Raw genomic sequence first — 18,913 nt, 5'->3', positions numbered from 1 at the left:
GCGACCGAGATGATCACCTACATCCTGCGCCGCCTCCTGCAGGCGGTGCTGGTCGTCCTCGTCGTCACCGTGATCGTGTTCATCCTGCTGCACTCGCTGCCGGGTGGGCCCGCGCACGCCATCCTGGGGCCGCGGGCGACGCCGGGTCAGATCGCCCAGTTCAACAAGGAGAACGGGCTGAACAGGCCCCTGATCGTGCAGTACGTCGACAGCGTGTTCGGCTGGTTCACCGGCAACTTCGGCTTCTCGTACGTGCTGAACCAGTCCGTCGCGTCGCTGTTGGCCGAGCGGCTCCCGAAGACCATCGTCCTCGCGCTGCTCTCGCTGGTGCTGACCGTGATCGTCGCGATCCCGATCGGCCTGCAGCAGGCCGTGCGGCGCAACCGCATCTTCGACTACATCGCCACGGCGCTGTCGTTCATCTTCTACGCGGCGCCGACGTTCTTCCTCGGTCTCATCCTGATCGAGATCTTCTCGTCCACGCTGGGCTGGCTGCCACCCGAGGCGCCGCAGTCCGACGGCGTGGTCCCCATCTTCCAGCAGTTCCCGGCCATGATCCTGCCGATCATCACCCTCGCGCTGCTGAGCATCGCCGGGTTCTCGCGCTACATGCGCTCGTCGGTGCTGGACAACATCAGCCAGGACTACGTGCGCACGGCCCGCGCCAAGGGCGCTTCGCCGTCGCGGGTGCTGTACCACCATGTGCTGCGCAACGCGCTGATCCCGATCATCACGCTGCTGGGGCTGTCCCTCCCCGCGCTGTTCGCCGGCGCGCTGATCACCGAGTCCATCTTCAACTTCCCCGGCATGGGACTGCTGTTCTGGCAGGCGGCCCAGCAGTCCGACTATCCCGTCGAGATCGGCGTGGTGATCGTCACCGCGTTCGCGACGGTGATCGGCAACCTGCTGGCCGACGTGTCGCTGGCCGTCGTGGATCCGAGGGTGACGCTATGACCACCATGGCCGCAGGGCCGGCATCCGCCTCCGACCCGATCCAGCCGGAACCCACCCAGCCCGGTCACCTGCAGGGCAAGCCGCGCAGCCTGTTCTCACTGGGATTCGAGGTGTTCGTGCAGAACAAGCTGGCCATCGCCGGGATCGTGGTGGTCGTGCTGGCCCTGCTGTTCTGCTTCGTGGGGCCGCTGCTCTACCGCACGGATCAGGTCAGCGTGGACCTGTCCTCGGCCAACCTGGCGCCGGGCGCCGGGCATCCGCTGGGAACCGACGGATCGGGGTACGACGTGCTGGGCCGGCTCATGGTGGGCGGGCAGACGTCCCTCATCGTGGGGCTCGCGGCCGCGGCGATCGCCACGATCGTCGGCACCGTGTGGGGCGCCATCGCCGGGTTCTTCGGCGGCGTGATCGACGGTGTGATGATGCGCATCGTCGACGCCATCCTGGCCATCCCGATCCTGTTCCTGCTGCTGTTCCTGGTCACGATCGTGCGGCCCTCGCTGCCGGTGATGATCTTCGTGATCGGCCTGACGGCCTGGTTGGTGCCGGCGCGTCTGGTGCGCGGGGAATCCCTCACGCTGCGCGTGCGCGAGTACGTGCAGGCGGTACGGGTGATGGGCGGCTCGTCGTGGCGCTCGGTCACCAGGCACATCATGCCGAACGTCATCGGCACCGTGATCGTGAACACCACCTTCCAGGTCGCCGACGCGATCCTGCTGGTCGCCTACCTCGGCTACCTGGGGCTGGGCATCTCGCCGCCGGCGACCGACTGGGGGGCCATGCTCGCGGGCGGCACGCAGTACGTGTTCCTGAACTACTGGTGGCTGATCTACCCGGCGGGCGCCGCGATCATCATCGTCGTGGTGGCCGTCAACCTGGTCGGCGACGGGCTGAGGGATGCCGTGGAGGTGCGTCTGCAGCGGCGTTGAGCACTGTGTGAGAAATCGAAGGGCGATGGGGAAGATGGCGCTTCTGGAGGTGTCGGGGCTGAGCTGCGAGATCAGACTCAGCAAGTCGGTCGTGCATGCGCTGGACGGCGTCTCGTTCACGGTCGAGGCCGGAGAGACCGTCGGGATCGTCGGCGAGTCCGGCAGCGGCAAGACCATGACGGCCATGTCCATCGAGCGGCTGCTGCCTCCCGGAGGGCATCTGGTCGGCGGCAGCGTGCTCTTCGACGGGGAGGACCTCGTGACCCTGCCGGAGAAGCGGATGCAGCGCATCCGCGGCGGCGACATCGGGATGATCTTCCAGGACCCGATGACCAGCCTGAACCCGGTGCAGACCATCGGCGAGCAGGTCGCCGAGCCGCTGCTGCTGCACCGTTCATCGGGAACGGGGGGCCTGAACGCCGCGCAGGTCCGCGATCAGGTGCTGGAGATGCTGCGGCTGGTCGGCATCCCGCATCCCGAGCAGCGCGTGAACGCCTACCCGCACCAGCTCTCCGGCGGGCAGCGGCAGCGCGTGATGATCGCCATGGCGCTGATCTGCCACCCCAAGCTGCTGATCGCCGACGAGCCCACCACCGCGCTGGACGTCACGGTGCAGAAGCAGATCCTGGAGCTCATCGACCGGCTCCGCGAGGAGTTCGGCATGGCCGTGATCCTCATCACGCACGACCTGGGCGTGGTCGCCGGGCGCGCCGACCGTGTGGTGGTCATGTACGCCGGGAAGGTCGCCGAGACCGCCGAGACGCAGACGCTGTTCGACCGGCCCCGGCACCGTTATACCGAGGCGCTGTTCGAGGCGCTGCCCGAGCGGGCGGCCGGGACGGGCGAGCGGCTGTACTCGATCCCGGGTCTTCCGCCCGACCTCATCCAGCCGCTCACGGCATGCCCGTTCGCGCGGCGGTGCAGGTTCGCCACCGAGCAGTGCCGCACCGAGATGCCGCTGCTGGAGACCGCCGGCGACGGCGATCCGACGCACGCGTTCGCGTGCTTCGTGCCGCGCGACGAGCCGCTGGTATCGGTGGCGGAGGCCGTGGCTGGCACGCTGTCGGATTCCGCGCCGATTCCGGATGCCGCTGTGCAGGCATCCGCTGCTCTGGACTCTCCAGACGCCGAGACCCCGGCATCCTTCCCCATCCCGGTCGGGGCCTCGGTGGCAGCGCTCGTCAGTGCCGACGAGCGCGACTGGGTGGCGCCGACGAGGTTCATCCCCGCCGACGGCACCCCGCTGCTGGAGCTGGATGATCTGGTGAAGGACTTCCCCGTCACCTCCGGCGGCCTGCTGCGGCGCCGGGTCGGTGCGGTCAGCGCCGTGGCGGGCGCCAACCTGCGCATCGAGCGCGGGCAGAGCGTGGGGCTCGTGGGCGAGTCCGGCTGCGGCAAGACCACGCTGGGACGGCTGATCGTGGGGCTGGAGCTGCCTACCAGCGGGCGCATCCTGTTCCGCGGGCGCGAGCGGCGGCACCGTCGCCGGCGGGACCTGCGCGAGGACCGTCGCAACGTGCAGTTCATGTTCCAGGACGCATACGCATCGCTGGACCCGCGCATGCGCGTGCGGTCGATCCTTCGCGAGCCGCTGGAGATCCAGGGTGTCGGCACCGCGCGTGATCGCGACAACCGTGTCGACGAGCTGCTCGAGGACGTCGGCCTGCCGCACAGCGCTGCCGAGCGGTATCCGCACGAGTTCTCCGGCGGGCAGCGGCAGCGCGTGGGGCTGGCGAGGGCGCTGGCGCTGCAGCCCGCGCTGATCGTCGCCGACGAGCCGGTCTCGGCGCTGGACGTGTCGATCCAGGCACAGGTGCTGAACCTCATGACGCAACTGCAGCGGGAGCGCGAGCTGACCTACCTGTTCATCAGCCATGATCTGTCGGTGGTGCGGTACCTGTGCGACCGGATCGCGGTGATGTACCTGGGCAAGATCGTTGAGATCGGGCCCGCTGCGGAGGTTTACGCCGCTCCCCGGCATCCGTACACACGCGGACTCATCGATGCGGTGCCGGTGGCGGATCCCGTCGCGGAGCGTGCGAAGGCCAAGCTCGGCGTCAGCGGCGAGCTGCCCAGCGCCATGGATCCACCCAGCGGATGCCGGTTCCGCACGCGCTGCCCGATCGCGCAGGACATCTGCGCGCAGGTCGAGCCGAGGTTGCGTGTCGGAGGCGGATCGGCGCAGGATGCCGGTGAGCCCGGCGACCACCTGGTGGCCTGCCACTTCCCGCTGCAGCTCGCCGCCGCCGGTGGCCCGGCATCCTTTGCCCGCCCCGAGGGTCTCGGCCCGGTGCACGAGACGCACCACGCGTGACCCCCTCTTCTGTCGTCGAGAGCACGGGATCTCGCCGGCTGCACGGCTTGTTCGCGTGAATATCTCGTGCGCTCGCCGAGGTCCCGTGCAGTCGACGGAGAAGTGTGCGATGCTCGGGACATCCGGTAGCAGTAGTGGTATTACTCAGGTAGTATGAAGTTATGTCGCACAGCAAGGTGAGTCTCAGTCTGAGTGACGCGGATCTTGCGTTCCTCGACGCTGAAGCCCTGCAGGGGCGGTACCCCTCGCGGTCTGCTGCGGTGCAGGATGCCGTGCGGATGCTGCGCGAGAGCCGCCTCGCCGACGCGTATGCCGAGGCCTATGCGGAGGGCTATGACGAGGACTGGGATCTTGCATCAGAGGACGGGATCGCGTGATCAGCCTGCTGCGGAGGGGGCAGATCGTGATGGTCTCGTTCGATCCGTCTGTCGGTTCTGAAGTGAGGAAGACTCGTCCGGCAGTGATCGTGAGTAACAACACCGCTAACACCATGGCCACTCGCAGTGACCTGGCTACCATCACCGTGGTGCCCGTCACATCCAATGCTGCGCGGATCCTACCGTTCCAGGTGCATCTGCCGGCAGGCGAGACGGGACTGGAACGCGACTCCAAAGCGCAGGCCGAGCAGGTCCGCACAATCGCGGTTTCGCGCATCGTTCGCCCGGTTGGCTGGGTCGGCGCGGAGCGGATGGCGGCGGTGGATGAGGCGCTTCGGCTGCACCTCGCGTTGTAGCGGTTTCAGGTCAGGCGGGGCGGGATGCCGCTTCGCGCGAAGCGCGGGATGCCGGGGATGAGGCACCGAGCTTCCAGTAGCCGGTGAAGCTGACGCGGTCCTTCTCCACCCCGCGCTCGCCGACCAGGTACCGGCGGGCGCCGGACGCCAGGGCCTGCTCGCCGGCGATATATGCGTGGAACGGCATGGACGGCAGCTCCAGCTCGCGCAGTGCGGCCAGAGCGCGAACGCCGGGCACATCGGCATCCGTCCGCACCATCCGCACCACCTCGATACCGGCGGGATGCGGGAAGTCCGGCAGGTCGGGCCCCTTGATGATCACACTGCCGACAGCAGACGACGGCAGCGAGGCGCAGATCCCGGCGATGGCGGGCAGTGCGGTCTCATCGCCGACCAGCACCACGCTGTCCTCGCCGCGGGCGGGGTTGAACGAGAGGCCCTCGTCGATGATCAGCACGTGCTCGCCCGCATGGCACGTCTCGGCCCAGCGCGACGCCGGCCCTGCGGTGCCCTCGGCGGCCGAGCCGTGCAGCACGAAGTCCACGTCGAGCTCGGCGCCGGCATCCGATGTCGCGGCACGGAACGACCGCACGCTGTAATTGCGCATCACCGGGCGCACGCCGTCGGGGATGGGCATGACGACCTCTCAGAGCTGCCACGGAAAGGTGGCGATGAACACCGCGGCGGACACGACGAGCACCGCTGCGGTGAAGACGGTGTCGCGGGTGCGCCACGGCACCAGGTGGCGTTCGGTGCGGGTGAGGTGGGCGCCGAAGGCGCGGGCATCCATCGACAGGGCGACGCGCTCGGCGTGGCGGATGCCGGAGGCCAGCAGCGGCACGATGTACCCCCAGCCGCGGACGAGCCGCGCGACCGGGCCGCGCCCGCCCAGCGGCCAGCCGTAGCCGTGCCCTCGGACGCGGTGCGCGGCGCGGATCACGCCCAGCTCGTAGCCGAATCTCGGCACGAACCGGTATGCGGCCAGCGCCGTGTAGCCGATCCGGTACGGCACGTGCAGCTGCTGCACGGTGGCGCGCACCAGGTCCGGACCGCTGGTGCTGAGCCCGCCGACCAGGGCGAGGGCGAGGATCGCGCCCAGGCGCAGCGCGGTCGCCAGGCCGATCACGAGGGCGCCGGAGCGCAGCATCCAGTCACCGATCCGCAGCACGACAGCGGTGTCGGAGACCTGTCCGGGAGCGATCCACACGCCGAAGCCGAGTGTCAGCACGGCGATGCCGGCGGGCATCCCGAGTAGTAGCAGCGCGACGGTGCTGCGCCGCATCCGCGTGCCGGTGAGCACCAGCAGATACGACAGCACCAGAAACAGCGCAGGCGTCAACAGGTCGCGGGTTGCGACCAGTAGGGCCATCGCCGGCACGACCGCGGCGAGCTTCGCGAGCGGGTTGAGGTGGTGCAGCCAGAACCGGGCGGATGCCGGCGCCGATGCGTACGGGTCGGTGGGCACGGGCTCGGTGACGGGAGAGGAGCGGATGCCGGCAGTCGGCGCGCTCACCGTCTGGGGCAGCACCTCCTCGGTCGGGCCCGCCGCGATCAGCTCGCCGTCGCCGAGCACGATCGTGTGCGTGGCGTATGCGTCGACCAGGTCCAGGTCGTGCGTGACGATGACGATGGTGGTGCCCGCCCGCTGCAGGTCCTGCAGCAGGTCCAGCAGCTCCGTCGCGCGCTCGGCGTCCTGTCCGAAGGTCGGCTCGTCGAGGGCGACCACGGCGGGCCGGGTGATCAGCGCGGTGCCCACCGACAGTCGCCGCTTCTCGCCGCCGGAGAGCAGGAACGGATGCTCGTCGGCCTTGTACGCCAGTCCGAATCGGTCGAGCATCTCGTCGACCCGCTGGTCGACCTCGGCCCGGTCGACGCGTTGCAGCTTCAGGCCGAAGGCCAGCTCCTCGCGCACGGTGGCCGCGATGAACTGGTGCTCGGGGTTCTGGAACACGAAGCCCACGTGCGAACTCAACTGCCGTGGCGACGCGTGTCCTGCATCCAGCCCGCCGATCGACACGGTGCCGCGCGGCGGTGGCACCACCCCGCCGAGTGCCTGCAGCAGTGTGGTCTTACCCGCTCCGTTGGCTCCCACGATGGCCGTGAACGAGCCCTTGGCGATGTCGAGGGAGGGGATGCTGAGCACCACGTCCCTGTGCTTGCGCACCACCAGATTCCGCACCGAGATGGCGGTGTCCGAGGTGCTGGGTCGCTGAGCCCCGGCACTGGGTCGCTGAGCAGGGCCCACGCGCCCCGGAGGCTCCGGGCGGCGCGAAGCGGCGGCTGGAGTGGGGCGTGGGGAGCGAAGCGTCGGCCCGGCATCCGACTCCGATTCGCCGAGTGCAGAGACGGCATCCCCCGGTCGAGCTGGCATCGGGTCTGGCGGGAGCGCGACGGAGGAGCGCGGGGGCATGTCTCGACCGGGGGATGCCGGCGCGGAGCGGACCCAGCCCTCCGTGCCCGGCCAAGAATCCGCCGCCCCGTCCCACACGACCCGTCCCGCAGCATCCAGTTCCAGCACCCGCGTCGCGAACCGCAGCGCCGCATCGACGTTGTGCTCCACCAGCACGATCGCGCGGTCCTCGGCATCCGCTGCCAGTTCCGCCAGCGCGGCGTGCACGTCGGCGACGCCCTGCGGGTCGAGGTTCGCGGTGGGCTCGTCGAGCACGATCACGCGCGAGCGCATGGCCAGCGCGCAGGCTATCGCGAGGCGCTGGCGCCCGCCGCCGGACAGCAGATCCGGGTTCCACGAGCGCCGGTGCCAGAGTCCCACGCGGCGAAGCGCGAGCTCGGCGCGCTCGAGCACTTCGGATGCCGGCAGCAACAGGTTCTCCAGCCCGAAGGCCACCTCGTCGAGCACCGTGCCGGTGACCAGCTGCGAGTCCGGGTCCTGGAACACCAGCGAGATGCCGGTGCTCAGCTGCGACACCGGGGTGGTGCGGGTGTCGCGCCCAGCGACCTCCACTGAGCCGGTCATGTCGGTTTCGACGGTCTGCGGGATGAGCCCGTTCAGCGTCAGCGTGAGCGTGGACTTGCCCGACCCGCTCGGTCCCATGAGCACCACGACCTCGCCGACGTGCACATCGAAGGACACGCCCCACGGCGAGGGGTGTGCGGCGTCCACGTGCGTGACGCTGAGGTTCTGCACGCGGAGCAGGGGCGCGGTTGCATCCACGAACTTAGCCTACCCTTACCTGATCACGCTCCCTTTCGCGCGGCTCGAATGGCTGCTTAAACCCGCAAGAGCCGACCATCTGCGACCCGCGACATTCCCGGGGCGCGCGCGGCGCGATCTCGTGGGTCTCGACTGGCTGCCTCATCGCCCGCGAGACCGCGAAATGGGTCCCGCGAAGATCAGCGCGCGTGGTGCGCGCCGCGCCGCCGTCAGCGCTTCGGCGCGATGCCCGCCCGGCGCAGCGAGTTGCCGACGGCGATGCCGATGGCCGTCCAGGCCACCGGGCCCAGCACCGAGATGGTCAGGTACGCGAGCTGCACCCAGGTGTCGAACTGGCCGAGGTCGACGACGAACCCGACCACGACCGCCACGATGGCGCCGATGATCACGGCCGAGACGAAGAAGCGCCAGCGACCCCACGAGCGGTACCGGGTGAGGGCTGCGACGCCCTCCTGGATCGCGCCGAACAGCAGCGCCGTGCCGATGAAGCGCATCGACCACGCGGGGTTGAACGCGCTGGAGATGAGGGCGGCGATCACGTGCGTGATGAGCGCGACGAGCGGGCGCCGCAGCACCTCCTGGGCGATGATCCCGGGCAGCACGTGCACGCCTAGCACGAGTCCGTAGAGGTACGGCGTGACGGCCAGCACCCCCAGCGTGATCACGCCGGCGATGCCGCCGAGGATGCCTGTGGCGACGCCGATGGCCGCGCAGACGAGCAGGGTGCGCGTGCTCAGGCGGGCGGCGGAGGACACCGGTCAAGGCTACGCGATGCCGATGCACGCGGACCGTGATCCACGCCATGAAACGGCGTCACGCGCCGACCGCAAGAGACTCAGGTTCCACGCCGCGGCGGGTTGCGCTGATTCGTCACGCGATCACCGGAGCTGCGGCGTTGAGTAGGTCACGCCCGGCACTTGCCGGCTGCGCTCAGCCCTGGTGGGGGACGCGCACCTCCACATCCTCCAGCGGGTGCTTCTCGAGGTAGCCGGCGATGAACGGGCAGTAGGGGGCGATCACGTCGGCGAAGGTCGCGGCATCCGCCAGCGCGGCGGCGGCCAACTGCTGTGCGAGTCCGCGGCCCTGGAAGGCGTGGTCGATCTCGGTGTGGATGAACCGGAACTCGTCCGGACGGCGGTCGAACTCGGCGAAGCCGGCGAGTGTGCCGTCGAAGCGGATCTCGTAGCGCGAGGCCTCGTCGTTGCGGCTGACGGTGATGTCGGGCATTGCTCCTCCTTGCGGTTCCGACCAACCTACGCGCATCTGGCTGTGGACAGCACGATCCGACGTCGGAGGCGGTCAGTACGCTGGTGGGATGCCGAACTCCGACCCCTACGAGGATGTGCCCTGGGATGAGGAGCCGCCGGACTCTCCCGAGGAGATGGACTGGGTTCCGCCGGAGGACGGCTGGGAGCCTCCGCTGGACTGGGGTGCCGGACCCATGGCTCCGGCACCCGCGGCATCCGTCGTCGTCTCGAAGGCCACCCCCTCTCGCTTCCCCACCGCGCTCGACGCGCTGCGCACCGTCTTCGGCTACGACGCGTTCCGCGGCGATCAGGCGGCGATCATCGATCAGGTGGTCGGCGGCGGGGATGCCGTGGTGCTGATGCCCACCGGCGGCGGCAAGTCCATCACCTACCAGGTGCCCGCACTGGTGCGCGAGGGCACGGGCCTGGTGATCAGCCCGCTCATCGCTCTCATGCACGACCAGGTCGATGCGCTGCGCGCCAACGGCGTGAACGCCGCGTACCTCAACTCCACGCAGTCGATCGATGAGCGCCGCGAGGCGGAGCGCGCGTACCTGGCCGGTGAGCTCGATCTGATCTACGTCGCGCCCGAGCGGCTGTCCTCGGCGCAGACCACGCAGCTGCTGCAGCGCGGCGTGCTGAGTGTGATCGCCATCGACGAGGCGCACTGCGTGTCGCAGTGGGGCCACGACTTCCGGCCCGACTACCTGGCTCTCGGCGACCTGGCCGAGCGGTTCCCCGGCGTGCCGCGCATGGCGCTCACCGCCACCGCCACGAAGGCCACGCACAAGGAGCTCACCGAGCGCCTCGGCCTGGAGAAGGCCGAGCACTTCGTGGCCAGCTTCGACCGGCCCAACATCCAGTACCGCATCGTGCCGAAGGTGGAGCCGCGCAAGCAGCTGGTGGAGTTCATCCGGTCTCTGCCGGACGGCTCCGCCGGCATCGTCTACGCTCTCAGCCGCAAGTCGGTCGAGCAGACCGCCGAGTACCTGGCATCCCGCGGCTTCGATGCGCTGCCGTACCACGCCGGTCTTCCCGCCGAGGTGCGGGCCGCCAACCAGTCCCGCTTCCTGCGCGAGGACGGCGTGATCATGGTCGCCACCATCGCGTTCGGAATGGGCATCGACAAGCCCGACGTGCGCTTCGTCGCGCACATCGACCTGCCCAAGTCCGTGGAGGGCTACTACCAGGAGACCGGCCGTGCGGGCCGCGACGGCGAGCCGTCGGTGGCGTGGATGGCCTACGGCCTGGGGGATGTCGTGCAGCAGCGGCGACTCATCGACCAGAGCCCCGGCGACCGCACGTTCAAGATGCGGATGGGCCAGCACCTGGATGCCATGCTCGCCCTGTGCGAGACCGTGGCGTGCCGGCGTGTGAACCTGCTGCGCTACTTCGGCCAGGAGTCGAAGCCGTGCGGCAACTGCGACACGTGCCTGGACAGGCCGGACACGTTCGACGGGCTGGTCCCCGCGCAGAAGCTGCTGTCCACCATCGTGCGCCTCAAGCGCGAACGGAATCAGGCGTTCGGCGCCGGGCACCTCATCGACATCCTGCGCGGCTCGTCCAACGACCGCATCCGCAAGATGCACCACGAGCAGCTGGCCACCTACGGCATCGGCGCCGACCTGTCCGACCAGGACTGGCGCAGCGTGGTGCGGCAGCTGCTGGCCCGCGGCATCCTCGTCGCGCAGGGCGACTACGGCACTCTGGCGCCTGGTGAGGCCGCCGGCGGCGTGCTGCGCGGTGAGACGCCCGTGCCGCTGCGCAAGAACACGATCGGCCGGGTCACGGCATCCCGCTCCCGCAAGGCGAGCGCGGCGTCGACCCTGGATGCCGGTGATCAGCCGCTGTTCGAGGCGCTGCGCGCCTGGCGCGCCGAGACCGCCCGCGAGCTGGGCAAACCCGCGTACATCGTGTTCGGAGACGCCACGCTGCGGGCATTGGCCGAACTGCGCCCAACCTCGATCGACGCGCTGAGCGGTATCAGCGGCATCGGAGAGAAGAAGCGCGACGCGTACGGCGACGCCGTGCTCGAGGTGATCGCCGCGAACTGAGCGTCTCGGCCGACGCCTCAGGCCGCGTACGCCTCGTGGTGCACGTGCACGGTCGCGGCGGAGCCGATGAGCTTGGAAACCGGGCAGCGGGCGTGCGAGCGCGCCAGCAGGTCGGCGGTCTCGGCATCCGTCATGCCCTCGGCTGACAGGAACGCATCGACGTGGAATGCGTAGCCCGGTCCGGGGACCTCGGGGTGCAGCTCCACCTCCACCCGCACCCGCGTGCGGATCTTCTCGCGCACCAGCACCTGGGCGGTGCCGTTCAGGCACGTCGACCAGGCCAGTGCCAGCAGCTGCTCGGGGTTCGTGGCGGTGGGATCGGCATCCGCTTTGAGTGGCGATGACACCTCGACATCCAGTCCGTCGACCACCCGGCTGTGCCCATCGGTTCCGTTGCTGGCTTCTGTCCGGTACCTGGCACTCATAGCTCGATTATAATTTGGATCACGTACAGAAAGGGCTGCTCGGGCCCTTCTGGCCTGCGCGCGGCCCACCGATCAGATCCAGAAGGATCCCGCGATGACACCCGCACCGTCCGCCGCATCCGCGCGCACGCCCGGCGACGCCATCGTCGAGTTCCGCGACATCGTCAAGCGCTACGCCGCAGGAGAGCAGCCCGCGCTCGATGGCGTCAGCCTCAGCATCCGCTCCGGCGAGATCTTCGGCATCGTCGGCGAGAGCGGCGCCGGCAAATCCACCCTGCTGCAGCTGGTCAGCGGCCTGGAGCAGCCCACGACCGGCACCGTCACCGTCGACGGCGTGGACGTGACCGCCCTCGACCGCCGCGGCCTGCGCGCACTGCGCCGCGGCATCGGCACGGTGTTCCAGGGCGTGCACCTGCTCAGCAACGCGACGGTGCGCGACAACATCCGGCTGCCGTTGCGGCTGGCAGGCGAGAAGAAGAAGGACCAGCAGGCCGAGGTCGATCGGATGCTGTCCTTCGTCGGCCTCGAGCATCGAGCCGACCACTTCCCCGCGCAGCTCAGCGGAGGCGAGCGCCAGCGCGTGGGGCTGGCCCGCGCCCTGGTGACCCGCCCGCCGCTGCTGCTGTGCGACGAGCCGACCTCGTCTCTGGACGCCTCCACCACCGGCGACGTGCTGCGTGTACTGGCCGACGCCCGCGAGAAGCTCGGCACCACGGTCATCGTCATCACGCACGACCTCGATGTGGTGAAGGTGCTCTGCGACCGCGCCGCGCTGCTGGAGAAGGGCCGCCTGCGCGAGGTCTTCCCCATCGCCCGCACGGCCGGCGAGCGAGTCCTGCCCAGCTACTACGAGCAGGTCAAGCGGGAGCTGATGTCATGAGCTGGCTCACCGACCTGCTGGATCAGTACGGCGCCGACATCGCCACCTCGATGGCCGAGACCGGGTACATGATGCTGGTGTCGCTGCTGGCGGCGGTGCTCATCGGCCTGCCGCTGGGCATGACCGTCTACCTCACCGAGCGCGGCGGCATCGCCGAGAACCGGCCGCTGAACATGATCGCCAATCTGTACATCAACGTGGTGCGCTCGTTCCCGTTCCTGCTGCTGGTGGTGTTCTTCATCCCGTTCACGCGCGCGGTGATCGGCACGAGCTTCGGCACGCCCGCGGCCACGTTCCCGCTGTGCTTCGTCGCCGTCGCGATCTACGCCCGCCTGACCGAGCAGATCCTCCGAGAGATCCCGCCCGGCATCCCGCTGGTGGCCCGCGCGCTGGGCGCGACAGTGCCGCAGGCCGTGTTCCGGATGCTGCTGCCGGAGGCTCGCTCGGGGCTCGTCTACGCGCTGACCTCGGCCGCCATCAGCCTGCTGTCGTACTCGACGGTGCTGGGCGTGGTGGGCGGCGGCGGCATCGGCGACTTCGCCATGCGCTACGGCTACCAGGTCTACAACGACAGCCTGATGTACTTCACGATCGTCATCATCATCGTGTGCGTGCTCATCATCCAGGGCACGGGTCACCGCGCGTCCAAGCGACTCGACCACCGCTGAACTCTTCCGGAGCCGCGGCGCCTGCGGCATCCGGCATCCGAACCCGACCCACAAGGAGAACCCATGAAGAAGTCCCGCACCGCACTGCTGGCGGCGGCCGCCCTCGGCCTGGCCCTGGCCATCACCGGCTGCGCGCCTGCAGCCCAGAGCGCGAGTCAGAAGCAGGATGCCGCGCCTCAGGTGCTCAAGGTCGCCGCCGTCCAGGCGCCGATGACCGACGTCGTCGAGGCCGCAGGCAAGGCCATCAAGGGCGACTACAAGGTGGAGCTCGTGAAGGTGGGCGACTACGTCACGGCCAACACCATCCTGAACTCCGGCGACGTGTACGCGAACTTCTCGCAGCACATCCCCTACATGGAGACGTTCAACCAGGGCAATGACGCGCACCTGGTGGGCGTGCAGCCGGTGTACAACTTCGTGATCGCGTTCTACTCCAAGAAGTACAAGGACATCGCACAGCTGCCCGAGAACGCGAAGATCGCCATCCCCGACGACCCGTCCAACACCGGCCGCGCGCTCAAGCTGCTGGCCGCGCACGACGTGATCACGCTGGATCCTGCGGTCGACCCGTACGAGGCCACGGTCAAGGACATCGTGAAGAACCCGAAGCACGTGCAGTTCCTGCAGGTGCCGATCGCCTCGCTGAACGCTGCCTACGAGGAGTCCGATCTGGTGTTCCAGTGGCCCTCGCACATCATCGCGCTGGGCCTGACCCCGCAGAAGGACGGTCTGATCACCGAGCTCGACGACCGGTTCGCGCTGAACCTGGTCGTGCAGAAGAAGGATGCCGACTCCGCCGCCGCCGCGGCGCTGAAGAAGGCGTTCACGAGTGATGAGGTGCGCAAGGTGCTCGAGGGCAACGGCACCATTCAGCCCGCCTGGTGACGTCGGCCCTCTCAGGAGGGAGCGGATGCTGTGGACTGACGACAACGACACCGGATGCCGGGACGGCGCTCGGTTGTGCAGAATGAACAGCCGAGTTCACCTGTCGTTGTCGAAGATCTACCATCAAGGCATCTCCGTTCCCTTCTGAGAGGAATCGCCATGTCAGGCGCTGCCGTCCGCCCCACCACCACCGCCACCGAGGGTGGAATCGATGTCGCGCGCGTGAATGAGCTGCTGATGGGCACCTGGGCGCACACCCGCCGCGAGGCCCGCGAGCTCATCAAGGACCCGGCTTTCTGGCGCGACGACACGCTGGACATGAAGGAGCATCGCGAGCGCGTGCTCACCCAGCTGCACCTGCTGGTGGAGAACAAAGCCGTGCACCGTGCCTTCCCGCTGGCGTTCGGCGGTGAGGAGGACAACGGCGCCAACATCGCCGGCTTCGAGGAGCTGATGGCCGCCGACCCGAGCCTGCAGATCAAGGCCGGCGTGCAGTGGGGACTGTTCGGCGGCGCCGTGCTGCAGCTGGGCACCGAGGAGCACCACAAGCGCTGGCTGCCAGGAATCATGGACCTGTCCATCCCCGGCGCCTTCGCCATGACCGAGATCGGGCACGGTTCGGATGTCGCGGCCGTCGGCACCACGGCGACGTATGACCCCGAGACGGAGGAGTTCGTCATCAACACGCCGTTCCGCGCCGCGACCAAGGAGTACCTCGGCAACGCGGCCAAGCACGGCATCGCCGCGACCGTGTTCGCGCAGCTGATCACGAATGGCGTGAATCACGGGGTGCACTGCTTCTACGTGCCGCTGCGCGACGAGGACGGCGTCGACCTGCCCGGCATCGGTCGCGAGGACGACGCCCTCAAGGGCGGCCTGAACGGCATCGACAACGGCCGGCTCAGCTTCGACCACGTGCGCGTGCCGCGCACCAACCTGCTCAACCGCTACGGCGACGTCGCCGCCGACGGGACCTACTCCAGCGAGATCGACAGCCCCGGCCGCCGCTTCTTCACCATGCTGGGCACTCTCGTGCAGGGCCGCGTCTCCCTCGACGGAGCCGCGTCGTGGGCATCCGCCCTGGGTCTGCACATCGCCATCACCTACGCCACGCAGCGGCGCCAGTTCGACGGCGCCGACGGCCAGGAGACGGTGCTGCTGGACTACGGCAAGCACCAGCGCCGCCTGCTGCCGCGCCTGGCCACCACCTACGCGCAGATCTTCGCGCACGACGAGTTCCTGAAGAAGTTCGACGGCGTCTTCTCCGGCGAGTCCGACACCCCCGCCGATCGCGAAGACCTGGAGACCCTGGCCGCCGCCCTCAAGCCGCTGTCGACCTGGCACGCCCTGGACACGCTGCAGGAGGCTCGGGAGGCCTGCGGTGGCGCGGGCTTCATGTTCGAGAACCGCCTGGTGGGGCTGCGGGCCGACCTGGACATCTACGTCACCTTCGAGGGCGACAACAACGTGCTGCTGCAGCTGGTCGGCAAGCGTCTGCTGACCGACTATGCGAAGCAGTTCACGGGCAAGGATGCCGCGGCCCTGGCCGCCTACGCGGTCGGCCAGACCGCCGGCAAGGTGTTCCACGGCGCGGGCCTGCGCGCCCTCGGCCAGGCCGTCGCCGACCTGGGCTCCACGGCCCGCTCGGTGGAGAACGGCCTGCGCGCCGAGCAGCAGCACCAGCTGCTGACCGAGCGCGTGCAGCAGATGGTCGCCGACATCGCCGGCCGCCTGCGGGCGGCGGGCAAGGACAAGGTGCTCGGCGAGAAGCTGTTCAACCAGAACCAGGCCGAGCTCATCGAGGCCGCCCGCGCGCACGGCGAGCTGCTGCAGTGGGAGGCGTTCACCGACGCCGTCAACGCCATCGAGGACCCCGAGACGCAGAAGGTCATGACCTGGCTGCGCGACCTGTTCGGGCTGAGCCTGGTCGAGAAGCACCTGGCGTGGCACCTGATCAACGGCCGGCTCTCGACGCAGCGCGCGGCCGCGGTCTCCAGCTACATCGGCCGGCTGTGCCACCGGCTGCGCCCGCACGCGCTCGAGCTGGTCGGCGCCTTCGGGTACGAGCCCGAGCACGTGCGCGCCACGATCGCCAGCGGCATCGAGCAGCAGCGTCAGGACGAAGCCCGCGCGCACTACGCGGCGCTGAAGGCCTCCGGCGAGGCGCCCCTCTCCGAGAAGGAGCTGCGGCGGGCGGAGAAGGCCGCGGCGGCCAAGGCGCAGAAGGCATCCAAGAAGCACTGAGCCTTCTTCGCCGAGACCCCTCCTGATCGTCGAGACCCCTCGTGAATCGCGTCGATCATGAGGGGTCTCGGCGCTGCTGAGGGGTTTCGGCAGGAGGGAAGTCGCCCGCGCGGTACCGTGAAGCCATGAGCAATGTGATGCAGATCGGGCCGCTCGACGCGTGGGGCGGCGAGAAGGGCAAGCAGTTCCTCGAGAAGGAGATCGGCGCGCAGTTCGCCGGCATCTCGGTGAACACCACCGAGCCCGGCGGCGAGTCCGCCTACTGGCACTCGCACGCCAAGCTCGAGGAGATCTACGTGATCGTCGACGGCCGCGGCGAGTTCGCGCTGGGCGACGAGGTGCTCCCGCTCGAGGCCGGCACCGTCGTGCGCGTGGCGCCCGGTGTCATGCACGCGCTGCGCGCTCTGCCCGACAGCACGCCGATGCGCTGGTTCTGCGTCCGCTCCGCCGGCGAGGCGCTCGTCGAGGTCGGGCACGACGGCGTCGTGGACCGCGAGCGCGCCTTCCCCTGGAACGCGTGACCTCCCTCGTCACCGGGGCGGACGGCCGAGCCCGCTGCGCCTGGTCCGGCGAAGACGACGAGTACCGTCGCTACCACGACGAGCAGTGGGGCACGCCGCTGCACGGCGACCGTCCCCTGTTCGAGAAGATGTCGCTGGAAGGCTTCCAGGCGGGCCTCAGCTGGATCACCATCCTGCGCAAGCGCCCGCGGTTCCGCGAAGTGTTCGCCGGGTTCGAACCCGCGATCGTCGCGGAGTTCGGCCCCGACGACGTGGAGCGTCTGATGGCGGATGCCGGGATCATCCGGAACCACTCGAAGATCCTCGCCGTGATCTCCAACGCCGCCCTGGTGCGGGACATGGCCGACGGTGAGCTGGATGCGCTGATGTGGTCGTTCGCGCCCGCGGCATCCGCCCGTCCCCGCCCTCGGGAGATGAGCGACGTGCCGGCCGTCACCGATGCGTCGACGGCGCTCAGCAAGGCGCTGCGCAAGCGCGGCTTCCGCTTCGTCGGACCGACCACGATGTACGCCCTCATGCAGTCGGCGGGCATGGTCGATGATCACATCGACGGATGCTGGCGGGCGAGCGGCGCCTGACCCTGGAATCGTGCATGGGCACTTCTGCCCATGCACTCGACTCGGCGATATTCCAGTAAGCCGATAAGATGTCTCCGGCGCGCCGGAGGCACCAATCGGGGGGAATGACGCTATGCGAGCATTGTCGTGGGTTCGATCACGTCCTAAGACACTGGCATCCGCAGCCATCGTGGTGATCGGCACGGTCACCGTCGCGACTCTCGCGGTCGCCTATGACGGGCTGTCCACGACGAAGGTCGATCTCAATGACTCCGGCGTCTGGCTGACGAAGAGCTCCAGCCTCCTCGTGGGGCACTTCAACCATTCGTCGACCGTGCTGGACGGTGGCCTGCGCGCAGCCGACGAGAACTACGACGTCCTGCAGGACGAGACCGCCGTGCTGGTGGTGGATCAGGGCAGCAAGACGCTCACCGCCGTGGACCCGGCGCGGGTGGCCCTGACCGACAGCACCACGATCCCCGCCGGTGCGAAGGTCGCGCTGGGCGATCGGACCGCAGCCATCCTCGATCGCGCGTCCGGTGACCTCTGGGTGACGGGCACCTCCTCGATCTCCGGTTTCGACGTCAAGGCGGCCGACCCGACCGCGGAGCTCGGCAAGCATGCCGATGTCGTGGTCGCTCAGGATGGCACGGTGTTCGCATTGTCCACCGACCGCGGAGAGGTCGTCACCGTCACCGTCGACGCCCAGGGCGACCCGCTGAAGGCGAGCTCGTCGTCGGTCGGTGAGATCGGCGCCTCCGACCCGGCCTCCATCACCGCGGTGGGCAGCACTCCCGTCGTGCTGGATCCCGCTGCCGGCGTGGTGACGACCCCGGGTGGTTTCCGCACCGAGATCAGCGACCAGGGACTCGGCTCGATGAAGGATGTCGTGCTGCAGCAGGCATCCGCGTCGGCATCCGCCGTGGCACTGTCCGGCGACGGCGAGCTCCTGCAGGTTCCGCTCGACGGATCCGAGCCCACGGCGACCCGCTCCGGCGGTGGCGAGGGCACCCCCGCGGCCCCGGTGTTCCTGAACGGCTGCACCTATGCGGCGTGGGGCGGATCCGCGCGGTTCCTGCGCGACTGCGCCGGCTCCGCGGATGATGTCAAGGCGGAGATCCCCGGTGCTCAGCAGAGCTCGCATCTGGCCGACGCGATCCGCGACACGGACTCGCAGCTGGCCGGCGGCGCCTGAGCTCAGTTGTCGATGAGGTCGTGGCGCCGTTCGGGGGAACGGCGCCACGACCTCTTCCGCGGATACGGATGGGAGGTGCACCGTGGGGATGATGTTGCCGAATGAGCTTGTCTGGGTGATGGAGAAGCTGGGTTT

The 18,913-nt window shown here is 69.2% G+C and carries 18 protein-coding genes; 13 read left to right on the top strand and 5 right to left on the bottom strand.

The annotated features are described in order from the left end of the window. Positions 1-9 precede the first annotated feature (9 nt). The 5 genes from Q0568_RS04780 to Q0568_RS04760 all read left to right on the top strand — a co-directional run bounded on the left by Q0568_RS04780 (position 10) and on the right by Q0568_RS04760 (position 4,930). Complete coding sequence (locus tag Q0568_RS04780; protein ID WP_298863083.1) at positions 10-954, top strand: ABC transporter permease; 945 nt, start codon at positions 10-12, stop codon at positions 952-954. Further along, the gene (locus Q0568_RS04775; protein ID WP_298863080.1) at positions 951-1,883 is read left to right on the top strand and encodes an ABC transporter permease; all 933 of its coding nucleotides are present in this window, start codon (positions 951-953) and stop codon (positions 1,881-1,883) included. The genes Q0568_RS04780 and Q0568_RS04775 overlap by 4 nt, the downstream gene beginning before the upstream one ends. A gap of 34 nt (positions 1,884-1,917) precedes the next feature. After that, positions 1,918-4,197, top strand: coding sequence for an ABC transporter ATP-binding protein (locus Q0568_RS04770; RefSeq protein ID WP_298863077.1), 2,280 nt, complete (start codon positions 1,918-1,920; stop codon positions 4,195-4,197). A 161-nt stretch (positions 4,198-4,358) separates the two neighbouring features. Next, positions 4,359-4,574: a ribbon-helix-helix domain-containing protein gene (locus tag Q0568_RS04765; protein WP_298863074.1), complete on the top strand. Its 216-nt coding sequence runs from the start codon at positions 4,359-4,361 to the stop codon at positions 4,572-4,574. After that, positions 4,571-4,930: a type II toxin-antitoxin system PemK/MazF family toxin gene (locus Q0568_RS04760; RefSeq protein WP_298863071.1), complete on the top strand. Its 360-nt coding sequence runs from the start codon at positions 4,571-4,573 to the stop codon at positions 4,928-4,930. The genes Q0568_RS04765 and Q0568_RS04760 overlap by 4 nt, the downstream gene beginning before the upstream one ends. Before the next feature lie 10 nt (positions 4,931-4,940). Here the strand turns inward: Q0568_RS04760 and Q0568_RS04755 are convergent, their stop codons facing one another. The 4 genes from Q0568_RS04755 to Q0568_RS04735 all read right to left on the bottom strand — a co-directional run bounded on the left by Q0568_RS04755 (position 4,941) and on the right by Q0568_RS04735 (position 9,329). Further along, the gene (locus tag Q0568_RS04755; protein ID WP_298863068.1) at positions 4,941-5,567 is read right to left on the bottom strand and encodes a siderophore-interacting protein; all 627 of its coding nucleotides are present in this window, start codon (positions 5,565-5,567) and stop codon (positions 4,941-4,943) included. Positions 5,568-5,576: 9 nt separating this feature from the next. After that, positions 5,577-8,102: an ATP-binding cassette domain-containing protein gene (locus tag Q0568_RS17175; protein WP_366941352.1), complete on the bottom strand. Its 2,526-nt coding sequence runs from the start codon at positions 8,100-8,102 to the stop codon at positions 5,577-5,579. A gap of 209 nt (positions 8,103-8,311) precedes the next feature. Further along, positions 8,312-8,857, bottom strand: a complete 546-nt coding sequence (locus Q0568_RS04740) for an ECF transporter S component (protein WP_298863065.1) — start codon at positions 8,855-8,857, stop codon at positions 8,312-8,314. A gap of 175 nt (positions 8,858-9,032) precedes the next feature. After that, positions 9,033-9,329, bottom strand: a complete 297-nt coding sequence (locus Q0568_RS04735; RefSeq protein WP_298863062.1) for a GNAT family N-acetyltransferase — start codon at positions 9,327-9,329, stop codon at positions 9,033-9,035. An 88-nt stretch (positions 9,330-9,417) separates the two neighbouring features. Here Q0568_RS04735 and recQ point away from each other — a divergent pair, with 88 nt between their 5' ends. Further along, positions 9,418-11,403: a DNA helicase RecQ gene (gene recQ, locus Q0568_RS04730; RefSeq protein ID WP_298863059.1), complete on the top strand. Its 1,986-nt coding sequence runs from the start codon at positions 9,418-9,420 to the stop codon at positions 11,401-11,403. A 17-nt stretch (positions 11,404-11,420) separates the two neighbouring features. Here recQ and Q0568_RS04725 read toward each other — a convergent pair whose 3' ends face one another. Further along, entirely contained in the window at positions 11,421-11,828 is a 408-nt protein-coding gene (locus Q0568_RS04725) for an OsmC family protein (RefSeq protein ID WP_298863056.1), read from the bottom strand. Between the two features lie 94 nt (positions 11,829-11,922). Between Q0568_RS04725 and Q0568_RS04720 the strand changes: the two genes are divergently transcribed. The 7 genes from Q0568_RS04720 to Q0568_RS04690 all read left to right on the top strand — a co-directional run bounded on the left by Q0568_RS04720 (position 11,923) and on the right by Q0568_RS04690 (position 18,778). Next, positions 11,923-12,708, top strand: a complete 786-nt coding sequence (locus tag Q0568_RS04720; RefSeq protein ID WP_298863052.1) for an ATP-binding cassette domain-containing protein — start codon at positions 11,923-11,925, stop codon at positions 12,706-12,708. Further along, the gene (locus Q0568_RS04715; protein WP_298863049.1) at positions 12,705-13,376 is read left to right on the top strand and encodes a methionine ABC transporter permease; all 672 of its coding nucleotides are present in this window, start codon (positions 12,705-12,707) and stop codon (positions 13,374-13,376) included. The genes Q0568_RS04720 and Q0568_RS04715 overlap by 4 nt, the downstream gene beginning before the upstream one ends. Positions 13,377-13,439: 63 nt before the next feature. Then, positions 13,440-14,261, top strand: coding sequence for a MetQ/NlpA family ABC transporter substrate-binding protein (locus tag Q0568_RS04710; protein ID WP_298863046.1), 822 nt, complete (start codon positions 13,440-13,442; stop codon positions 14,259-14,261). Positions 14,262-14,420: 159 nt separating this feature from the next. Then, positions 14,421-16,505, top strand: coding sequence for an acyl-CoA dehydrogenase (locus Q0568_RS04705; RefSeq protein ID WP_298863044.1), 2,085 nt, complete (start codon positions 14,421-14,423; stop codon positions 16,503-16,505). A 125-nt stretch (positions 16,506-16,630) separates the two neighbouring features. Continuing rightward, on the top strand, positions 16,631-17,026 hold the full coding sequence (locus tag Q0568_RS04700; protein WP_298863041.1) for a cupin domain-containing protein: 396 nt from the start codon (positions 16,631-16,633) through the stop codon (positions 17,024-17,026). After that, on the top strand, positions 17,023-17,604 hold the full coding sequence (locus tag Q0568_RS04695) for a DNA-3-methyladenine glycosylase I (RefSeq protein WP_298863038.1): 582 nt from the start codon (positions 17,023-17,025) through the stop codon (positions 17,602-17,604). Before Q0568_RS04700 ends, Q0568_RS04695 begins: the two co-directional genes overlap by 4 nt. A gap of 169 nt (positions 17,605-17,773) precedes the next feature. Beyond that, positions 17,774-18,778 carry a hypothetical protein gene (locus tag Q0568_RS04690; RefSeq protein ID WP_298863035.1) on the top strand — a complete coding sequence of 335 codons (1,005 nt, stop codon included), beginning with the start codon at positions 17,774-17,776 and terminating at the stop codon, positions 18,776-18,778. Positions 18,779-18,913: the final 135 nt, after the last annotated feature.

The organism is uncultured Microbacterium sp., from assembly GCF_937927635.1.
Taxonomy (GTDB): domain Bacteria; phylum Actinomycetota; class Actinomycetes; order Actinomycetales; family Microbacteriaceae; genus Microbacterium.
This window is presented reverse-complemented; position numbering and strand designations above follow the sequence as displayed.